The organism is Microbacterium sp. SY138 (genome assembly GCF_039729145.1).
Lineage (GTDB): Bacteria > Actinomycetota > Actinomycetes > Actinomycetales > Microbacteriaceae > Microbacterium > Microbacterium maritypicum_A.
Genome location: NZ_CP155793.1, coordinates 3,835,652 through 3,852,079, shown reverse-complemented (window position 1 = coordinate 3,852,079; position 16,428 = coordinate 3,835,652). Strand labels below are relative to the sequence as shown.

Here is a 16,428-nt window from a genome sequence, read left to right as displayed (position 1 = left end):
TCTCATGGCCGGCGAAACCGTCATCACCGTGGTGGGAAACCTCACGGCCGACCCCGAGCTGCGCTACACGCAGAACGGGCTGCCGGTGGCGAACTTCACCATCGCATCGACGCCTCGGAACTTCGACCGTGCCGCGAATGAGTGGAAGGACGGCGATGCGCTGTTCCTCCGTGCATCCGTCTGGCGCGAGTTCGCCGAGCACGTGGCGGGTTCGTTGACGAAGGGCATGCGCGTCATCGCGCAGGGCCGTCTGCGTCAGCGCTCCTACCAGGACCGCGAGGGCAACCAGCGCACCGCGATCGAGCTGGAGGTCGACGAGATCGGCCCCTCGCTCCGGTACGCGACCGCGCAGGTCACCCGTGCGGCCTCGACCGGCGGTGCCGGCGGTGCCGGTGGCGGTGGACAGTCCCGTCCCGCGCAGCAGCAGGTGTCGGAGGAGCCGTGGTCCACGCCCGGTTCGTCGACCAGCGCGGATGCCTGGAGCACTCCCGGCAGCTTCGGCGACGACACCCCGTTCTGAACAACTTCTGGATCCGGCCTGCACGGCCGACATCCGCTCATCACTAAGGAAAAACTATGGCTGGAAAGTCGAGCGGCGACCGCCGCAAGCCGCGGAAGGGTGGCAAGCCCACCGCTCCCGCGAAGTCCATCCGGGTCGGTGTCATCGATTACAAGGATGTCGCCACCCTTCGCAAGTTCGTCTCGGAGCGCGGCAAGATCCGTGCCCGTCGTATCACCGGTGTCTCGGTGCAGGAGCAGCGTCTGATCGCCACGGCGATCAAGAACGCGCGCGAAATGGCGCTCCTGCCCTACGCTGGCGCCGGCCGGTAAGGGGTATCGAGATGGCAAAGCTGATTCTCACGAACGAGGTCGCCGGGCTCGGTAGCGCCGGTGACGTGGTCGAGGTCAAGAACGGGTACGCCCGCAACTTCCTCATCCCGCAGGGCTTCGCTACGGCGTGGACCCGCGGTGGCGAAAAGCAGGTCGCATCGATCCAGGCCGCGCGTCAGGCACGCGCGATCCACGATCGTGACGACGCTGTCGCACTGAAGAACGCTCTCGAGGGCACGAAGGTGCGCCTCACGGTCAAGGCCGGCAAGGAGGGTCGTCTCTTCGGCTCCGTCAAGACCGACCACGTCGCGGATGCTGTCGCAGCCGCCGGCCTGGGCTCGATCGACAAGCGCAAGGTGCACATCCCGTCGCCCATCAAGGTGACCGGTGAGCACGAGGCGACCGTGCGTCTGCACGACGACGTCACCGCAGTGATCACGCTGCAGGTCGTCGCCGCCAAGTAAGGCACGTCGAGAACGCCCCCTGTCCTTCGGGACAGGGGGCGTTCTGCATTCCGAGGGTGATCGGCGCCGCCTCACCCGCTCCGACCGTGCACCGGTCGGGCGTTCGCCGGGGGTTCGCCGACCTCATCGACGGTGTGGCCGCTGCACGCCGTCGCGGTCACGCTGGCCCTCTCGACACGCGACACGGTGAACCACCGCATGGCGTCGCGCAGTCGGCACCATCCGACCAGATACCACTGGCCGTTCGTGGAGGCGAACAGCACGGGTTCGACATCACGGGTGGTGGTGCTCCCGTCTCCTGCGGTGTAGCGGATGCGTACCACCCGCTGCTCCGCCATGCCCTCCTCCAGTGCCGATCTGATCGCGCGTGAGGGGATGGGTGACGCGTCGACCCAGACGCGGTGGGCGAGTTCGTCGGCTCGCGCACGGGTGCGGGGATCGAGCACGTCGAGGATCTTCCGCACGGCGGCTGCGGCCAAGTCGGCGTACGGAGCATTGGATGCGGCGGACACGGCCGCCAGCAGCGCCACGGCCTGCGCGGGGGAGAGGCTGACGGGTGGCAGGGATGCACCTGCCGCCAATCCGTAGCCGCCGCCCGGGCCCGGGCGCGACCACAGCGGTGCTCCACCGCGCTCGAGGGCCGCCAGGTCGCGCTTGACCGTGCGCACGGACACCTCGAACTCGCGGGCCAGGCGTTCGGCCGACGTCCCCCGCGACCCGCTGCGGCGCAGCATCTCGGAGAGGGCATGCAGACGCTCTGCGCGCTTCATCGTTCGATCCGTGGGGAATTCATGACATGAATAGTGACACACACCTGTCCACAGTGCGGAGCAGCATGGGGGTATGACACACACGATGAGCACTCCGACCATCCTTCTCATCGCGGGCCATTGGCTGGGTGCCTGGGCGTGGGACGAGGTCCTCGAAAGCCTCGGCGCCGACAGGTCTCGCGCCGTCGCGATGACGCTGCCGGGTCTCGACGCGACCGACCCCGCGCGGGCGGCGAAGACGCTCGATGACCAGGCCGACGCGATTCTCGACGAGGTCGGCCAGCTCGGCGTCTCGGAGCAGCAGCCCGCGATCATCGTCGCGCACAGCGGGGCGAACGCCCCCGTGAGCCTCGTGCTCGACCGACACCCCGCCCTGATCGCACGCGTGGTGTGGGTCGACTCCGGCCCGGTGGCCGCCGGGAGCGTGTTCGCGCCCGACCTTCCGGACGACGTGGAGGAACTTCCGCTTCCGCCCTTCGAGGTGCTGGGACAGCAGGCGAGCCTCGAAGGCCTGAGTGCAGAGGTGCTCGAGCGTTTTCGCGAGCGGGCCGTTCCCGAGCCCGGGCCCGTGCTGCGTCAGCCCGTCGAGCTCACGAACGACGAGCGACGCGCGATCCCGACCACCCTGATCTGCTGCTCGATTCCGAGTGCACAGCTGCTCGAACTCGCGCGCACCGGTCATCCCATGTTCGCCGAGGTCGCGATGCTCGACAACCTCGACGTCGTCGACCTGCCCACGGGGCACTGGCCGATGTGGAGCCGTCCCGGTGACCTCGCCGAGCTGATCCAGGCGGCCGCGTCGCGCGGCCGCTGAACCCACCCCTGAGCCAGCGCCCCGATCCCGTACCCCGGCACGGATGCCTGGAGAAAGCGCGGAAGTCGGGAGAATCGGGTGGGTCCGCAGGGGATCCGCCCGGTTCTCCCGACATGTGCCGCACGTCGCCGTGCCTCGGGGCTACGGCTTCTCGGACGTGACCTCGAAGATGTCCGTCGACGTCTCGGCCGAAGCGGCACGACGCTCCTCGCGCCGGGCTCGTCGCGCGGCGCGCTTGGCGATCCGGCGTTCCCGACTGCGCTCCACGAGCGTGTAGAGAACCGGGACCAGAACCAGAGTCAGCAGCGTCGACGACACCAGGCCGCCGATCACGACGATCGCCAGCGGCTTCGAGATGAACACTCCGCCGCCGGTCAGCCCGAGAGACATCGGGACGAGCGCGAACACGGTCGCGGCCGCCGTCATCAGGATCGGTCGCAGGCGCAGGCGGGTTCCATGCTCCACCGCCTCGTCGAGACTCGCTCCCGCCCCACGAAGGCGGTTCACGAGATCCATGAGCACGATGGCGTTCGTCACCACGATGCCGATGAGCATCAGGAGTCCGATCAGGGCGGGAAGACCCATCGGGGTTCCGGTGAGGAGCAGGCCGAGGATCGCGCCGGTCGCTGCGAACGGGATCGAGATGAGCAGCACGAGGGGTCCGCGGAAGTTGCGGAAGGTCGCCACCATCACCAGCAGCACGAGAACGATGGCGGCCAGCATCGCCAGTCCGAGCTGGCTGAAGGCCTCATCCTGTTGTGCGGACGCGCCGCCCTGCAGGAAGGTGACTCCCGCCGGCAGATCGGTGTCGGCGATCGCCTTGTCGATCGCCCGACCGGCAGCCGCGAGCCCGCCCTTCTCCGGGGTCACGGTCAGCGTGACCTGACGCTCGCCCTCGGCGCGCGTGATGGTCGGCGCCGTGAGCTCTTCCTCGACGGTCGCGATCGCGGCGAGCGGGATCGCCGTGCCGGTGACCTCGGCGGCCGCCTTCTGCTCGGCCTCGGCGGCCTCGGCCTCGGCCTGCTGGGCCGCGGCGTCGCTGCGGCTCTGGCGCAGGGCCTTGATCTGCTCGTCCGCCGCCGCGACGCCGGACTGGGCCCCCTCGATCGCACCCTGCAGCGCCGCGAGCTGCTCGGCGCGTTCGGCCTGCGCTTTGAGCACGGCCTCCTCATCCGGGCTCAGCGGGTCTTCGGGCACGATCGGTGCCGCCGAAAGCTCGGCGAGCTGCCTGTTCAGGGCCCCGATCTGGCCGGCGAGCTCGGCGCGCTGCTTCGTGGCGGTGTTGATCTGCGAGTTCAGTTCGTTCTCGGCCTTGGTCTTCGCCTCTGCGGCCTTCGCCTCCGCCTTGGCCTGGAGCGCATCCGCTGCCGCCTTCTGCGCCTCGGCGGTCTGCTGGGGCGTGACCGGGAGCATGATCTCACCGATCTTGTCGGCGGTGCGCGCCGCACCAGGGGTGCGCACGACGATGTCGCGCTCACGGCCCTCGTACATGAGCGTGCCGACCGTGGTGCCGGAGAGTGCCTCCTGCACGGCCTTCGCGATCGTGGCGCGGTCGAAGCCGAGGCGCGCGGCCAACGGTTCGTCGACCTTCACCCGCAGCACCGGCTGCTCGCCTGCGAGCTCGCTCTTCACGGAGCGCACGCCGTCGGCGTCGGCGAGCTGCTTCTCGAGCAGGTCGCTCGCCGCGCGCAATGCTGCCGGATCGTTGCCCTGGATCTGCAGGTCGATGCCGTCACCGGCACCTGCCAGCGAGGCGTCCTGCGACGCGAGGTCGATCTCACCGCTGTCGGGAAGCCCGTCGAGCGCCTTCTGCACCTCCGATTCGACCTCGGCGACGTCGGAGCCGTCCTTCAGACGGAGGTCGTACGTGATCGACGCCGGGGTGCCGGGAGTGGGGACCGGGATCGAGGTGGTGATGTCGGCGATGCCCGGAACCTTCCCGAGAGTCTTCTCCACCGGCTCGGCCGCGGCGACCAGGTCGGCGGTGGCTTCCTTCGGGGGCGTCTGGACGACCTGCAGGGTGGCCTGGCCGGAGGAACCGAGGAAGTCGGTCTGGATGAACGGTGTCATCCCCAGCGTGGCGACGAGCAGCAGCGCGGAGGCGACGAGGGTGATCACGGGGTGACGACGGGTCGCGTTCAACGCCGGCATGAACGTGCGCTGCAGCCGGTCGGGGGCGGTGTGGATCTCGTCGAGCTCGGACGGGACGTCGCTCTCCGCAGACGGCGACGGCGAGACGGTCGCCGCGGCAGGAGCCGCGACCTCTGCCGCCACCGCGGTGGCTGCGGCGGCAGGAGCTGCGTCGGTCGTCATGCCCTCGGCCGCAGGCTGAGCCGTGTCTGCGTCGGCGGCGCGCTGCTTCGGAGCCTTGTTGAGGAACCAGGATGCGAGCACCGGCACGATCGTGAGCGAGACGACGAGCGAGGCGAGAAGCGCGATCGAGACGGTCACCGCGAACGGTCGGAACAGCTGGCCGGCGATGCCCGAGACGAATGCGATCGGCAGGAAGACCGCCACCGTGGTGAGTGTCGAGGCGGTGATGGCCCCGGCGACCTGACGCACAGAGGCGACGATGCCGTCGATCGTGAGCGGGCTGTCACCACGGCGTCTGGAGATGTTCTCGATCACCACGATGGAGTCGTCGACGACACGTCCGATGGCGATGGTGAGGGCGCCGAGGGTGAGGATGTTGAGGGTGTTGCCGCTCCACCACAGGCCCACCAGGGTGATCAGCAGCGACAGCGGGATCGACACGGCCGCGATGACCGTCGAGCGCCACGAGCGCAGGAACGCGAGGATCACGAGCACCGCGAAGAGCAGACCGAGCCCGCCCTCGACGGAGAGGTCGTGGATCGACTGCTCGATGTAGGGGGCCTGGTCGAAGATCGTGACGAACTCGGCGTCGAGGATCGGCGCGAGCCGGTCGAGCTCGGCGTTCACGCCGTGGGAGATGTCGACGACGTTGGCACCCTGTGCCGGCATCACCTGCAGCGTGAGCGACGGCTTGCCGTTGACGCGCGAGATGGTCTCCGCCGGCACGGTCTCGACCGTGACGTCGGCGAACTCCGCGACCGTGACGGCCCCCTCGCTCGTGGGCACCGGGAGCGCCTGGATGTCTTCCGGCGTCGCGAGACGCGACCCCACCGTGATCGAGAGGGGGCCTTCGGCGGAATCCGCCTGTCCAGCCGGGAGGGCGGCGCCATGCGCTTCGAGGATCGGTCCGAGCGTCGAGGGCTCGACCTTCAGGCGGGTGACGTCGGCAGGGCGGAGGTCGATCGTGATGCGCTGCGTCTCCTGGCCGGCGAGTGTGACGTCGCGCACACCCGGCACGCCCTTCAGCGCCGGGACGACGGTCTGCTGGAGCGCATCGCCGAACGCCTCCTGGTCGCCGCTGGTGCCGGCGCTCAGTGCCATGGCCGGCAGGTCGCCCGCACCGCCGGACGCGACGCTGACCTCCGTGTCCGAGGGGAAGCTCGGCTTCAGCGACTCGGCCGCGCTGCGGATGGTGCGCAGCGTCTCCTCGTCGTCTTCGCCGAAGGTCCACTCGACGAGCACCTGCGCGTTGCCGCTCGATGTCGTCGAGGTCACGCTCGTCACACCGGGAACCGCTCGCACCGCCTGTTCGAGCGGCTCGGTCACGCTGCTCGCCATCTCCTCGGGTGCCAGGCCCTGCGACTGTGCGGAGATGAACGCCATCGGAGCCTGCAGCGAGGGCATCAGCTCCTGCTTGAGGGAACCCATCGATATCAGGCCGAGGACGACGACGGCGAGCGTCGCGAGAGAGAGGATCAGGCGGTTCTTGAGACTGCTGCGTGTGAGGAACGACATGGAGCGATGAGGTGCTTTCGGCTGGGTCGCTGCGGCAGGCCGAGAAGCACGCGCGCGACGCGGAAGCCGCCTGTGGTCACCCGACCCTCGTCACTTGAGCCGGATCCTGTGGCTCCGGCTCAGCGCGACGAGAGGCGACTGAGCTTCGGCGACACGATCGACAGTTCGAGCCTGCCGGGTCGAGGGTGCCGGGGCATCCTCCCGCGGGGTGATCCTCGTCCCCCCGCGGGTGGACTCGGCGTGCCCGGCCCGACATGCGTCCCGGGCGCCCCGGCGTGCGCACGCCGAGGCGCGGCAGTGGTCCCGCGACGCGAGGTGATTTTGGATCCAGAATGCAGAGTTGGCCGGGATGATCCGATACTCTCGCTCCCATGGTGCAATCAGGGAACGCCGCGTCGCCCAAGGAACGGGCCGAGGCTCTGCAGAAGCTCGCGCAGCGACATGGAGCCGGATACCGGTCCGTCGGAGCGATGGCCTACGACATCATCCGCGATGCGATCCTCGACGGCACCCTGCCTCCGGGGATGAAGCTGCGGCAGGAGACCCTGGCGGAGTCCATCGGCATCTCGCGACTGCCGATCCGCTCCGCCCTGATCCAGTTGGAGGCCGACGGCCTCGTGGTCTTCCATGCCCGCCGCGGCGCGATGGTGCGGGCACTCTCGGTGCAGGAGGCGACCGAGGTCTACCACCTGCGCACGCTGCTCGAGAAGGACGCGCTGCGCCTGGCGATGGAGGAGATCACCCCGGAGCGGGTCAGCCGGCTGCGGGAGCTCGCGAAGACGGCGGACGACATCTCGGAGGGCGGCGAGTTCGTCGAGGCCCGCACCGAGTTCTACGCGACGCTCTACGACGCCGAGGCCCGGCCGGTGATGTGGGAGATGATCGAGCAGCTGCGGCTCAAGCTCGGACGCTACGTGCTCGGCTGGCGTCTGGTCTCTCCCGGCGCACATGACCACTCCCACGGTGAGCTGATCGACGTCGTGGCAGCTGGAGATGTGGACGCGGCGCTCCGGGTGCTCGAATCGCACCTGGACCACGTGCGCGACGGCGTCATCGCACTGCTCGACGCGGCGGCGACCGAGGCTGCCGGCGACGGAGCCTGACGCCTGGGGCGAATGCATGACTCCTACACGGATGCATGACGCGGCACACCAGTCCGTTCATCCATCCGGGCAGGAGTCATGCAGGTGTGCGAGTAGGTGACGGTGTCTCAGGTGACGGTGCCGCGACGTGCGAAGCGAGGTTCACGCCAGATCTCGCTGTGCAGCACGTCTTCCAGCGCGTCGATCGCATCCCACACGTCGGTGTAGGAGGTGTAGAGCGGTGTGAACCCGAAGCGGATGAGGTCGGGGGCGCGGAAGTCGCCGATCACTCCGCGCTCGATCAGCGCCTGCATCACCGCATAGCCGTCTTCGTGTCGGAGGGAGACCTGGCTGCCACGGCGGGCGGACTCACGGGGGGTCACCGGCTCGATGCCCCAGCGCGGTGTGAGGCGGGTGTCGACGAGCGACATGAAGAGCTCGGTCAGCCGCAGACTCTTCTCGCGGAGGAGCTCCAGGTCGACGTCGTCCCAGATGTCGAGGCTCGCCTCAAGTCCGGCCACCGAGAGCAGCTGCGGGGTGCCGACGCGGAACCGCTCGATGCCCGGGGCCGGGGTGTAGTCCACGGTGAAGTCGAACGGCCGCGCGTGGCCGTGCCAGCCGGTGAGGGCGGGGCGGGCGGCATCGTGATGCCGAGCGGCCGCCCAGATGAACGAGGGCGAACCGGGGCCGCCGTTGAGGTACTTGTAGGTGCAGCCGACCGCGAAGTCGGCGTCGGCGGCGTTCAGGTCGATCGGCACGGCACCGACGCTGTGGCACAGATCCCAGACCACGAGGGCGCCGGCGGCGTGGACCTTGCGCGTGACCTCGGCGATGTCGTGCATGCGTCCCGTGCGGTAGTCGACCTGGGTGAGCACGACGACGGCGACGTGATCGTCGAGCACGTCGTCGAGCGTGGGGCCGTCGTCGGAGATCAGTCGGCGCTCCAGGGGCGTTCCGCTGCCGAGCAGCTCCTGCACCGCTTCGAGCATGTAGAGGTCGGTGGGGAAGTTGCCCCGCTCTGCGACGATCACGCGTCGTCCCGGTCGGAGTCTGACCGCAGCGACCACGGCTTGGAACAGGCTCGCCGACGTGGAGTCGCCGAGCACGACCTCTCCGGCATCCGCTCCGACGAGCGGCGCGATGCGGTCCCCGATCGTGCGCGGCTTGGCGAACCACCCGGCATCGTTCCAGCTGCGGATGAGGCCGGTGCCCCACTCCTCGGTGATCACGCGCTGCAGGTGCGCCGCGGTGTGGCGGGGCAGCGCTCCGAGCGAGTTGCCGTCGAGGTAGATCACACCGTCGGGCAGCACGAAGCGCTCGCGCATCGAGGCGAGCGGATCGGCATCGTCGAGGGCCGTGCAGGTCGCGCGGTCGATGGCGGGGCGGGTGGAGGTGGTGCTCATGCGGCGGGTCCGTTCGAGATCATGCGGGTCAGCGCCCGAGGAATCGCAGGGCGTTGTCGCGGCGGATGGCGCTCTTCTGCGCCTCGTCGAGGAAGTCGGCCCGGTCGATGACGCCGCCGACGGGTCGCTCGCCCAGGGGGTAGGGGTAGTCGCTGCCCACCATCACCTGGGAGGCGCCGAGGGTCTCGACCAGCACGCGCAGGGCCACGGGGTCGAACACGACGCTGTCGACGCTGAAACGGTCGAGGTACGCAGAGGGCGGCCGCTCGCTGACGCCGATGAGGTCGGGGCGTTGCCGCCAAGCGTTCTCGAACCGGCCCAGCCAGAACGCGAACGAACCGCCGCCGTGCGCGAACGCCAGGCGGAGGGTGGGCGGGACGCGATCGAAGACCCCGCCCAGGATCATCGCGATGATCGACAGGTGCGTCTCTGCGGGCATGCCGGTGAGCCACCGGGCCATCCAGCGGTCGAGACGAGGGGAGCCCGGCATGTCCCACGGATGCACGAAGACCGGGATGCCGCTGTCGGCGCAGTGCTGCAGGAAGGTCACCGTGCCCTCGTCGTCGAGGTCGCGGTCGCCCACGTGGTTGCCGATCTCGACACCGGCGTGGCCCGAGGCGATCGCGCGGTCGGCCTCCGCGCACGCGGCATCCGGATCCTGCAGGGGTACCTGTGCGAACGGGATCAGCCGGCCGGGGGCCGGAGCGCAGATCTCCAGAGCGAGGTCGTTGAAGATGCGCGCGACCTTGACGGCCTCGTCACCCGACTTGTCGTACGAGAAGAACAGCGGCGTGGGAGAGACGACCTGCATCTCGACGCCGTCGGCGTCCATGTCGGCCACGCGCACCGACGCATCCCAGCAGTCGTCGCCGACGCGGCGGAACTCGGTCTCGCCGAGCATGATCATCGCCTCGCGCTCGGAATCCACCCGCAGGGTCGGCCAGACACCCGGCCCGACCTGTGTCGACAGGTCGGGCCAGGAACTCGGCACGAAGTGCGTGTGGACGTCGATCGTGCCCAAGGGGCTTCAGCCCTTGCCGGGGTGGACGGCGCCGCACTCGGGGCAGGTGCGCCCCTCTTCGCTCTCGTAGAAGTCGCGGAACACCGGCGGCAGGTCCTCGACGATGTCGCGCACCTGCAGCTCGACCTCGTGCACCTTGGCATTGCAGTTGGGGCAGAACCAGGCGAACTTCTCGAGCGTGCCCTCTTCGCGGATGCGCTCGATCACGATCCCGATGGAGCCCTCTTCGGGGCGCTGCGGGGAGTGGAAGACGTTACCGGGGAGCAGCCACATCTCGCCCTCGCGGATGTCGATGCGCTGCAGGCCGTCGGGGGTCTGGATGTTCACGTGCATGTTGCCGCGGTATTGGTAGAACCACTCCTCGTACGGGTCGAAGTGGAAGTCGGTGCGCTGGTTCGGGCCGCCGACGACCTGCACGATGAAGTCGCCCATGGGGGTCCAGGCGGCCTTGTTGTTGACCGGCGGCTTCAGGAGATGCTCGTTCTCCTTGATCCATGCGGCGAAATCGATCACGGGTGGGATGACGGGTGTGGTGGTGCTCATTTCTCCTCCTCGAGAGTGGCAGCGGTGTTGTGGTCAGCGGTGGTGTGGTCAGCGGTGGTGTGGTCAGCGGTGTTGTGTTCGATCGTTGTGTCGGGGCGGCGCGCGATCGCCTGGATCTCGATGCGCAGGTGCGGATGCGGCAGGGCATGCACGGCGACCGTCGTGCGGGCGGGTCCCTGCTCGTCGAAGTACTCGGCCCAGACCGCGTTGTAGGGAGCGAAGTCGTTCATGTCGACCAGGAAGCTCGTCGCCTGCACCAGGTCGTCGAGGGTGCAGCCGGCGGCGGCCAGCACCTCGCGGATGTTCTCGATGACCGCGCGGGTCTGCACCGCGACATCGAGCCGGGTCGCGCCGAACTCGTCGACCTCCGCTCCGGCGATGGAGTTGTCGGGGCGTCGGCTGGACGTGCCCGAGACGAAGACCAGGTCGCCGGAGACCTTGGCATGCGGGAAGCGACCTCGGGGCGTCGCCTTGCCCTCGACGAGGATGCCGCGTGATGTTGTCATCGTGATCCCTTCTCGAGGCTGTCGGATCCGTCGTGGGTGTGGATGGAGACGCGTCCGAGGCCGGTGATCGTCGCCTCGACCGTGCCCTGGTCGGGCAGCGGGACGGCGGCGGTCGCGGCGCCGGCGAGCAGGACCGTGCCGGCGCGGAGCGTGAAGCCGTGACGAGAGGCGAGGCGTGCGGCTGCCGCGATGGCACGGCCGGGGTCGCCGAGGATGGCCGCCGTCGAGCCCGTCGCGCTGACCCTGCCGTCGACCTCGAGCCGTACGGCCCTGTTGTCGAGCGCACCGGCCTGGACGAACGGGGTCCAGGGGCCGATCACATAGGCGGCGGCCGACGTGTTGTCGGCGACGACATCCGCGAGGCGGAAACGGAAGTCCCGGTACCGGGAGTCGATGATCTCCAGTGCGGGAGCCACCGCCGCGACGACCTCGCTCAACGGGCGGTCGGTGTCGGAGCCGTCGATGTCGGCGCCCAGCAGATACGCGACCTCGGGTTCGATGCGCGGGTGGATGGCGGACCGCCGGTCGAACAGCGCGCCGTCGTCGAGGCGCATCGCATCGGTGAGGCTGCCGACGATGACGTCATGCACGCCCATCTGCTGCGCCTTCGCCTGGCTCGTGAACCCGAGCTTGAGGCCCGTGAGGCGCTCGCCGCGGGCGATCCGACGGGCGATCAGTGCATGCTGCGTGGCGTACGCGGTGTCGAGATCGACCTCTGCGGATGCGGAGAGCTGGCTGATCGCGGTCGCGGTGCGCTGCGCGGTGTCGAGCGCGGCGGCGAACACCGCGTCCGCGGTCATGCGGTCACCCCCGAACGGGTGGCGACAAGGTCGAGCGCGACGTCGACGATCATGTCCTCCTGGCCGCCCACCATGCGGCGGCGGCCCAGCTCCACGAGGATGTCGCGGGCGTCGAGGCCGTGCTTCTCGGCCGCGCGCTCGGCGTGCAGCAGGAAGCTCGAGTACACCCCGGCGTAGCCGAGCGTAAGGGTTTCGCGGTCGACGCGGACGGGGCGGCGCTGCAGCGGACGCACCAGTTCCTCCGCCGCATCCTGCAGTGCGAACAGATCGCAGTCGTGCTCCCAGCCGAGCAGGTCGGCAACCGCGATGAACGCCTCGATCGGACAGTTGCCCGCTCCGGCACCCTGCCCTGCGAGCGAGGCGTCGACCCGGTACACACCGTGCTCGACGGCCGTGACGCTGTTGGCCACGCTCAGCGAGAGGTTCTCGTGCGCGTGGATGCCGATCTGCGTGCCGGGGTCGAGCACCTCGCGGTAGGCGTCGACGCGGTCGGCGACGTCGCGCATCGTGAGGCGTCCGCCCGAGTCGGTGACGTACACGCAGTGTGCGCCGGCCGCCTCCATGATCTTCGCCTGCTCCGCGAGACCGCGCGGGTCGTTGAGGTGGCTCATCATCAGGAAGCCCGAGACGTCCATGCCGTGCTCGCGCGCCCACGTGATGTGCTGGATGGCGACGTCGGCCTCGGTGCAGTGCGTCGCGACCCGCACGCTCGCGACGCCGAGGTCGCGGGCCCGGGCGAGGTCGTCGATCGTGCCGATGCCGGGAAGGATCAGGGTGGTCAGGACGGCGCGGTCGAGCACCTCGGCCGCCGCCTCGATCCACTGCCAGTCGGTGTGCGCTCCCTGTCCGTAAGCCACACTCGAACCGCCGAGGCCGTCGCCGTGCGCGACCTCGATGGCATCAACGCCTGCCGCCTCGAGAGCACGGGCGATATCGCGCACCTGGTCGGTCGTGTAGCCGTGGCCGATCGCGTGCATGCCGTCGCGGAGGGTGACGTCCTGCACGTAGACGCGGGGAGATGAGGTGGTCATGCGGGAACCCCTGTCCGTTCGGCGACGAGTCGTTCGGCCGTGCGCAGGGCGGCCGAGGTCATGATGTCGAGATTGCCCGCGTACTCCGGAAGATAGTGGCCGGCGCCGGCCACTTCCAGCAGGACGGTCACGCGCGTCCCGCGGAACGGTCGATCGAGCGCGGGCACGTAGGCCTCGTCGACGGCGTCGAACTGCACCTGCTGCTTGAGCCGGTAGCCCCCGACGTAGGCCTGCACCGCGGCGACCATGTCGGCGACCGAGGCGCTGACGGCATCCCGATCCAAGGCTTCAGGGTCGCCCTCGACCAGGCAGAACACCGTGTCCCTCATGATGAGCGGCGGGTCGGCGGGGTTGAGCACGATGATGGCCTTGCCGTGGTCGGCGCCGCCGATCACCTCCAGCGCACGGGCCGTGGTCTCGGTGAACTCGTCGATGTTCGCTCTGGTGCCGGGACCGGCCGACTTCGAGGCGATCGAGGCGACGATCTCGGCGTAGGCCACCGGGGCGACGCGCGACACGGCGGCCACCATCGGCACCGTGGCCTGGCCGCCGCACGTGACCATGTTGACGTTGGTCGCACCGAGGTGCGCGTCGAGGTTGACGACGGGCACGACGTACGGCCCGATCGCGGCGGGGGTCAGATCGACCATGAGGCGCCCGGCGTTGCGCACGAGGGCGTCGTTGCGGGCGTGGGCGCCGGCCGAGGTGGCGTCGAACACGAGCTCGACGTCGGCGAACTCGGGCATCGCGATCAGTCCGTCCACGCCCGCGTGGGTCGTGGCGACTCCGAGCCGGCGCGCACGGGCGAGGCCGTCGGAGTGCTCGTCGATGCCGGCCATCGCGACCACATGCAGCGTGGTCGAGAGCCGCTTCACCTTGATGAGCAGGTCGGTGCCGATGTTGCCCGATCCGATGATGGCGATGCCGACGGTCATGCCGCAGCCCCTTCTGATGATGTGCCCGACGCTCTTCCGGATGCCGTGCCGAAGAAGTCGGCACGGACCTCGCCGAGACCGTCGAGTCGGGCGCGATACACCCCGGCGGTCGCGTCGACCATGGGGCCGAGGGCTCCGGAGAGGATGACCTCGCCGGCGCGCAGCGGCTGCCCGCGGCGGGCGACCTCGCGGGCGAGCCAGGCCACCGCGATCACCGGGCTGCCGAGGCACGCGGCCCCCGAACCGGTCGAGACCGGACGGCCCTCACGGTCGAGCGTCATGCCGAGCGCGGTCAGATCGAGCCCGTCGAGGCGCCGAGGCGTGGTGCCGAGCACGACCGCCCCGCTCGAGGCGTTGTCGGCGATGGTGTCGGTGATGCGGATGTCCCACCCGGCCACGCGGGAGTCGACGACCTCGATGGCGGGCAGGACGAACTCCGTGGCCCGGATCACGTCGGCGACGTGGGTGGCGGGGGAGTCGAGGTCGCTGCCGAGCACGAAGGCGACCTCGGCTTCGGCCCGCGGCTGCAGGAAGCGGGTGAGGTCGATCGGCTCGCGGTCGGCGAACATCATGTCGTCGAGCAGCACCCCGTAGTCGGGGCTGTCGACGCCGAGCTGCGTCTGCACGGCGGGGGAGGTGAGGCCGATCTTGCGGCCGACGACCCGTCGACCCTCGTCGAGGCGGCGGGCGATGCCGAGAGACTGCACGGCGTACGCGGCATCCTGATCCGTCTCGCCGAGCAGGTCGCGCACCGGGGCGCACGGGTGCCCCGATTCGGCCGCGCGTCGCAGCCGTTCGTCGGCCGCGCGCACACCGTCGGACTCGGGGAGGCCGGTCACAGCTGCACGCACACGTTCGTCGGCTCGGTGTAGAACTCGAGCGAGTGGTGCCCGCCCTCGCGGCCGATGCCCGAGAGCCCGACGCCGCCGAAGGGGCTGCGCAGGTCGCGCAGATACCAGGTGTTGACCCACGACATGCCCGTGCGCATCTGCTGCGCCACACGGTGTCCGCGGGTCAGGTCGGTGGTCCAGGTGACCGCGGCGAGGCCGTAGTCGGTGTCGTTCGCCAATCGGATCGCCTCCTCTTCGGTGTCGAAGGGGATGAGGGCGGCGACGGGACCGAACACCTCTTCGCGCACGGTGCGGTTGCTGTTGTCGAGGCCGGTCCACAGCGTCGGCTCGATCCACGATCCGCCGTCGAGTCCGTCGCCGAGCGTGGGGATGCCGCCGCCCGCGAGCACCGTCGCCCCCTCCGCGACGGCGAGGTCGAAGTACGAGCGCACCTTCTCACGGTGGGCCTGCGAGATGAGAGGACCGGTGGTCGTGGCCGGGTCCTCCGGGCGGCCCAGACGCAGACGGGCGGCGTGCTCGGCGAGGCCGGCGGCCACCTCATCGAAGACCGCGCGCTGCACGTATATGCGCTCGGTGCACAGGCACACCTGGCCGGTGTTGAGGTACGTGGAGCGGGCGAGCCCGGCGACGGCGGCATCGAGGTCGGCGTCGGCGAACACGAGCGCGGCGTTCTTGCCGCCGAGCTCGAACGAGACCGGGCGCACCCGCGGCGCGACCGCCCGCATGATCGCGGATCCGGTGGACGATTCGCCGGTGAACGTGACCCCGTCGATGCCCGGATGCGTGGTGAGGGCCTCGCCCGCGGAATCGGCGCCGAAACCGTGCACGACGTTCACGACCCCCGCGGGCACCCCCGCCTCGGCGAGGATCTCGGCCAGCAGCGTCGCCGACGACGGCGTCTCCTCCGAGGGCTTGATCACCACGGTGTTGCCGGTGGCGAGGGCGGGAGCGAGCTTCCACGTGAGCAGCAGCAGCGGCAGGTTCCACGGCACGATCACGGCGACGACCCCGAGCGGCTTGCGCACGGCGTAGTTCAGGGCGCGCCGGCCGTCGGGCAGCTCGGTGAGGAACGAGTCGAGGCCTGCCGTCGAGACCGTGTCGGCGAAGGAGCGGAAGTTCGCGGCGGCACGGGCCACGTCGAGGTCGCGGGCGAGTGCCTCGGGCTTGCCGGTGTCGCCGACCTCGGCCACGACGAGCTCATCGGCGCGGCGGTCGATCGCGTCGGCCACACCGCGCAGCAGACGGGCGCGCTCCGCGACCGTCATCCGTCCCCAGGGTCCGTCGAACGCGGCGCGCGCGGCGGCCACGGCGCGGTCGACCTGCTCGGTGCCGGCTTCGTGCACCTCGGCGATGATCGAGCCGTCGACCGGGCTGACCTTCGCGAAGGTGGCGATGCCCTCCACGCGCTCGCCGGCGATCATGTTGTGGATCGCGCGGGGCGTTCGCTCCTGCTCGGAGGCACGGAGGGGAGGCGTCATCGTCTCGGAAGGCATGGGCTCAGGCTAGGAACGTTCGAGGGATGCCGACAAATACTCTCTTGATGCACTGC

16 protein-coding genes are annotated in these 16,428 nt (G+C 69.9%); 5 read left to right on the top strand and 11 right to left on the bottom strand.

The features are described 5' to 3' along the window. The first annotated feature begins 4 nt into the window (after positions 1-4). The 3 genes from ABDC25_RS18600 to rplI are packed head-to-tail and all read left to right on the top strand — an operon-like array spanning position 5 to position 1,295. Positions 5-520, top strand: a complete 516-nt coding sequence (locus ABDC25_RS18600) for a single-stranded DNA-binding protein (RefSeq protein ID WP_021201451.1) — start codon at positions 5-7, stop codon at positions 518-520. Between the two features lie 56 nt (positions 521-576). After that, positions 577-831, top strand: coding sequence for a 30S ribosomal protein S18 (rpsR, locus tag ABDC25_RS18595; protein ID WP_017829850.1), 255 nt, complete (start codon positions 577-579; stop codon positions 829-831). A gap of 11 nt (positions 832-842) precedes the next feature. Continuing rightward, positions 843-1,295 carry a 50S ribosomal protein L9 gene (rplI, locus tag ABDC25_RS18590; RefSeq protein ID WP_021201452.1) on the top strand — a complete coding sequence of 151 codons (453 nt, stop codon included), beginning with the start codon at positions 843-845 and terminating at the stop codon, positions 1,293-1,295. Between the two features lie 71 nt (positions 1,296-1,366). Here rplI and ABDC25_RS18585 read toward each other — a convergent pair whose 3' ends face one another. Next, positions 1,367-2,065 carry a WYL domain-containing protein gene (locus ABDC25_RS18585; RefSeq protein WP_347124106.1) on the bottom strand — a complete coding sequence of 233 codons (699 nt, stop codon included), beginning with the start codon at positions 2,063-2,065 and terminating at the stop codon, positions 1,367-1,369. Positions 2,066-2,138: 73 nt separating this feature from the next. Between ABDC25_RS18585 and ABDC25_RS18580 the strand changes: the two genes are divergently transcribed. Next, complete coding sequence (locus tag ABDC25_RS18580; protein WP_347124104.1) at positions 2,139-2,879, top strand: alpha/beta hydrolase; 741 nt, start codon at positions 2,139-2,141, stop codon at positions 2,877-2,879. Positions 2,880-3,020: 141 nt separating this feature from the next. On the opposite strand, the gene ABDC25_RS18575 is transcribed toward ABDC25_RS18580, so the two are convergent. Further along, positions 3,021-6,707 (bottom strand): efflux RND transporter permease subunit, encoded by a 3,687-nt coding sequence (locus ABDC25_RS18575; RefSeq protein WP_347124102.1) that lies wholly within the window; start codon positions 6,705-6,707, stop codon positions 3,021-3,023. 371 nt (positions 6,708-7,078) lie between these two features. Between ABDC25_RS18575 and ABDC25_RS18570 the strand changes: the two genes are divergently transcribed. Then, entirely contained in the window at positions 7,079-7,810 is a 732-nt protein-coding gene (locus ABDC25_RS18570) for a GntR family transcriptional regulator (protein ID WP_347124100.1), read from the top strand. 107 nt (positions 7,811-7,917) lie between these two features. Here the strand turns inward: ABDC25_RS18570 and kynU are convergent, their stop codons facing one another. From kynU to ABDC25_RS18525, 9 genes are read right to left on the bottom strand one after another with little or no spacing between them, the layout of a single operon-like run. Then, positions 7,918-9,192, bottom strand: a complete 1,275-nt coding sequence (gene kynU / locus ABDC25_RS18565; protein ID WP_347124098.1) for a kynureninase — start codon at positions 9,190-9,192, stop codon at positions 7,918-7,920. Positions 9,193-9,220: 28 nt separating this feature from the next. Then, on the bottom strand, positions 9,221-10,213 hold the full coding sequence (locus ABDC25_RS18560; protein ID WP_021201458.1) for an amidohydrolase family protein: 993 nt from the start codon (positions 10,211-10,213) through the stop codon (positions 9,221-9,223). A 6-nt stretch (positions 10,214-10,219) separates the two neighbouring features. Beyond that, complete coding sequence (locus ABDC25_RS18555; RefSeq protein ID WP_347124095.1) at positions 10,220-10,756, bottom strand: 3-hydroxyanthranilate 3,4-dioxygenase; 537 nt, start codon at positions 10,754-10,756, stop codon at positions 10,220-10,222. Beyond that, positions 10,753-11,262: a RidA family protein gene (locus tag ABDC25_RS18550; protein WP_347124093.1), complete on the bottom strand. Its 510-nt coding sequence runs from the start codon at positions 11,260-11,262 to the stop codon at positions 10,753-10,755. Before ABDC25_RS18550 ends, ABDC25_RS18555 begins: the two co-directional genes overlap by 4 nt. Next, positions 11,259-12,062, bottom strand: a complete 804-nt coding sequence (locus tag ABDC25_RS18545) for a fumarylacetoacetate hydrolase family protein (protein ID WP_347124091.1) — start codon at positions 12,060-12,062, stop codon at positions 11,259-11,261. Before ABDC25_RS18545 ends, ABDC25_RS18550 begins: the two co-directional genes overlap by 4 nt. Then, positions 12,059-13,093: a 4-hydroxy-2-oxovalerate aldolase gene (dmpG, locus tag ABDC25_RS18540; RefSeq protein WP_347124089.1), complete on the bottom strand. Its 1,035-nt coding sequence runs from the start codon at positions 13,091-13,093 to the stop codon at positions 12,059-12,061. Before dmpG ends, ABDC25_RS18545 begins: the two co-directional genes overlap by 4 nt. Then, a complete protein-coding gene (locus ABDC25_RS18535) occupies positions 13,090-14,028 on the bottom strand; it encodes an acetaldehyde dehydrogenase (acetylating) (protein WP_167255035.1) in 939 nt (312 codons plus the stop codon). Before ABDC25_RS18535 ends, dmpG begins: the two co-directional genes overlap by 4 nt. Next, a complete protein-coding gene (locus ABDC25_RS18530) occupies positions 14,025-14,867 on the bottom strand; it encodes a fumarylacetoacetate hydrolase family protein (RefSeq protein ID WP_347124087.1) in 843 nt (280 codons plus the stop codon). The genes ABDC25_RS18535 and ABDC25_RS18530 overlap by 4 nt, the downstream gene beginning before the upstream one ends. Continuing rightward, on the bottom strand, positions 14,864-16,372 hold the full coding sequence (locus tag ABDC25_RS18525) for a 2-hydroxymuconic semialdehyde dehydrogenase (protein ID WP_347124086.1): 1,509 nt from the start codon (positions 16,370-16,372) through the stop codon (positions 14,864-14,866). Before ABDC25_RS18525 ends, ABDC25_RS18530 begins: the two co-directional genes overlap by 4 nt. Positions 16,373-16,428: the final 56 nt, after the last annotated feature.

What these genes read in the sequence shown, in the direction of transcription:
- ABDC25_RS18575 (WP_347124102.1), bottom strand. Translation starts at nt 6,707, where the DNA reads ATGTCGTTCCTCACACGCAGCAGTCTCAAGAACCGCCTGATCCTCTCT.
- rplI (WP_021201452.1), top strand. Translation starts at nt 843, where the DNA reads ATGGCAAAGCTGATTCTCACGAACGAGGTCGCCGGGCTCGGTAGCGCC.
- ABDC25_RS18585 (WP_347124106.1), bottom strand. Translation starts at nt 2,065, where the DNA reads ATGAAGCGCGCAGAGCGTCTGCATGCCCTCTCCGAGATGCTGCGCCGC.
- ABDC25_RS18525 (WP_347124086.1), bottom strand. Translation starts at nt 16,372, where the DNA reads ATGCCTTCCGAGACGATGACGCCTCCCCTCCGTGCCTCCGAGCAGGAG.
- ABDC25_RS18550 (WP_347124093.1), bottom strand. Translation starts at nt 11,262, where the DNA reads ATGACAACATCACGCGGCATCCTCGTCGAGGGCAAGGCGACGCCCCGA.
- ABDC25_RS18555 (WP_347124095.1), bottom strand. Translation starts at nt 10,756, where the DNA reads ATGAGCACCACCACACCCGTCATCCCACCCGTGATCGATTTCGCCGCA.
- ABDC25_RS18580 (WP_347124104.1), top strand. Translation starts at nt 2,139, where the DNA reads ATGACACACACGATGAGCACTCCGACCATCCTTCTCATCGCGGGCCAT.
- ABDC25_RS18600 (WP_021201451.1), top strand. Translation starts at nt 5, where the DNA reads ATGGCCGGCGAAACCGTCATCACCGTGGTGGGAAACCTCACGGCCGAC.
- kynU (WP_347124098.1), bottom strand. Translation starts at nt 9,192, where the DNA reads ATGAGCACCACCTCCACCCGCCCCGCCATCGACCGCGCGACCTGCACG.
- ABDC25_RS18570 (WP_347124100.1), top strand. Translation starts at nt 7,079, where the DNA reads ATGGTGCAATCAGGGAACGCCGCGTCGCCCAAGGAACGGGCCGAGGCT.
- ABDC25_RS18535 (WP_167255035.1), bottom strand. Translation starts at nt 14,028, where the DNA reads ATGACCGTCGGCATCGCCATCATCGGATCGGGCAACATCGGCACCGAC.
- dmpG (WP_347124089.1), bottom strand. Translation starts at nt 13,093, where the DNA reads ATGACCACCTCATCTCCCCGCGTCTACGTGCAGGACGTCACCCTCCGC.
- rpsR (WP_017829850.1), top strand. Translation starts at nt 577, where the DNA reads ATGGCTGGAAAGTCGAGCGGCGACCGCCGCAAGCCGCGGAAGGGTGGC.
- ABDC25_RS18545 (WP_347124091.1), bottom strand. Translation starts at nt 12,062, where the DNA reads ATGACCGCGGACGCGGTGTTCGCCGCCGCGCTCGACACCGCGCAGCGC.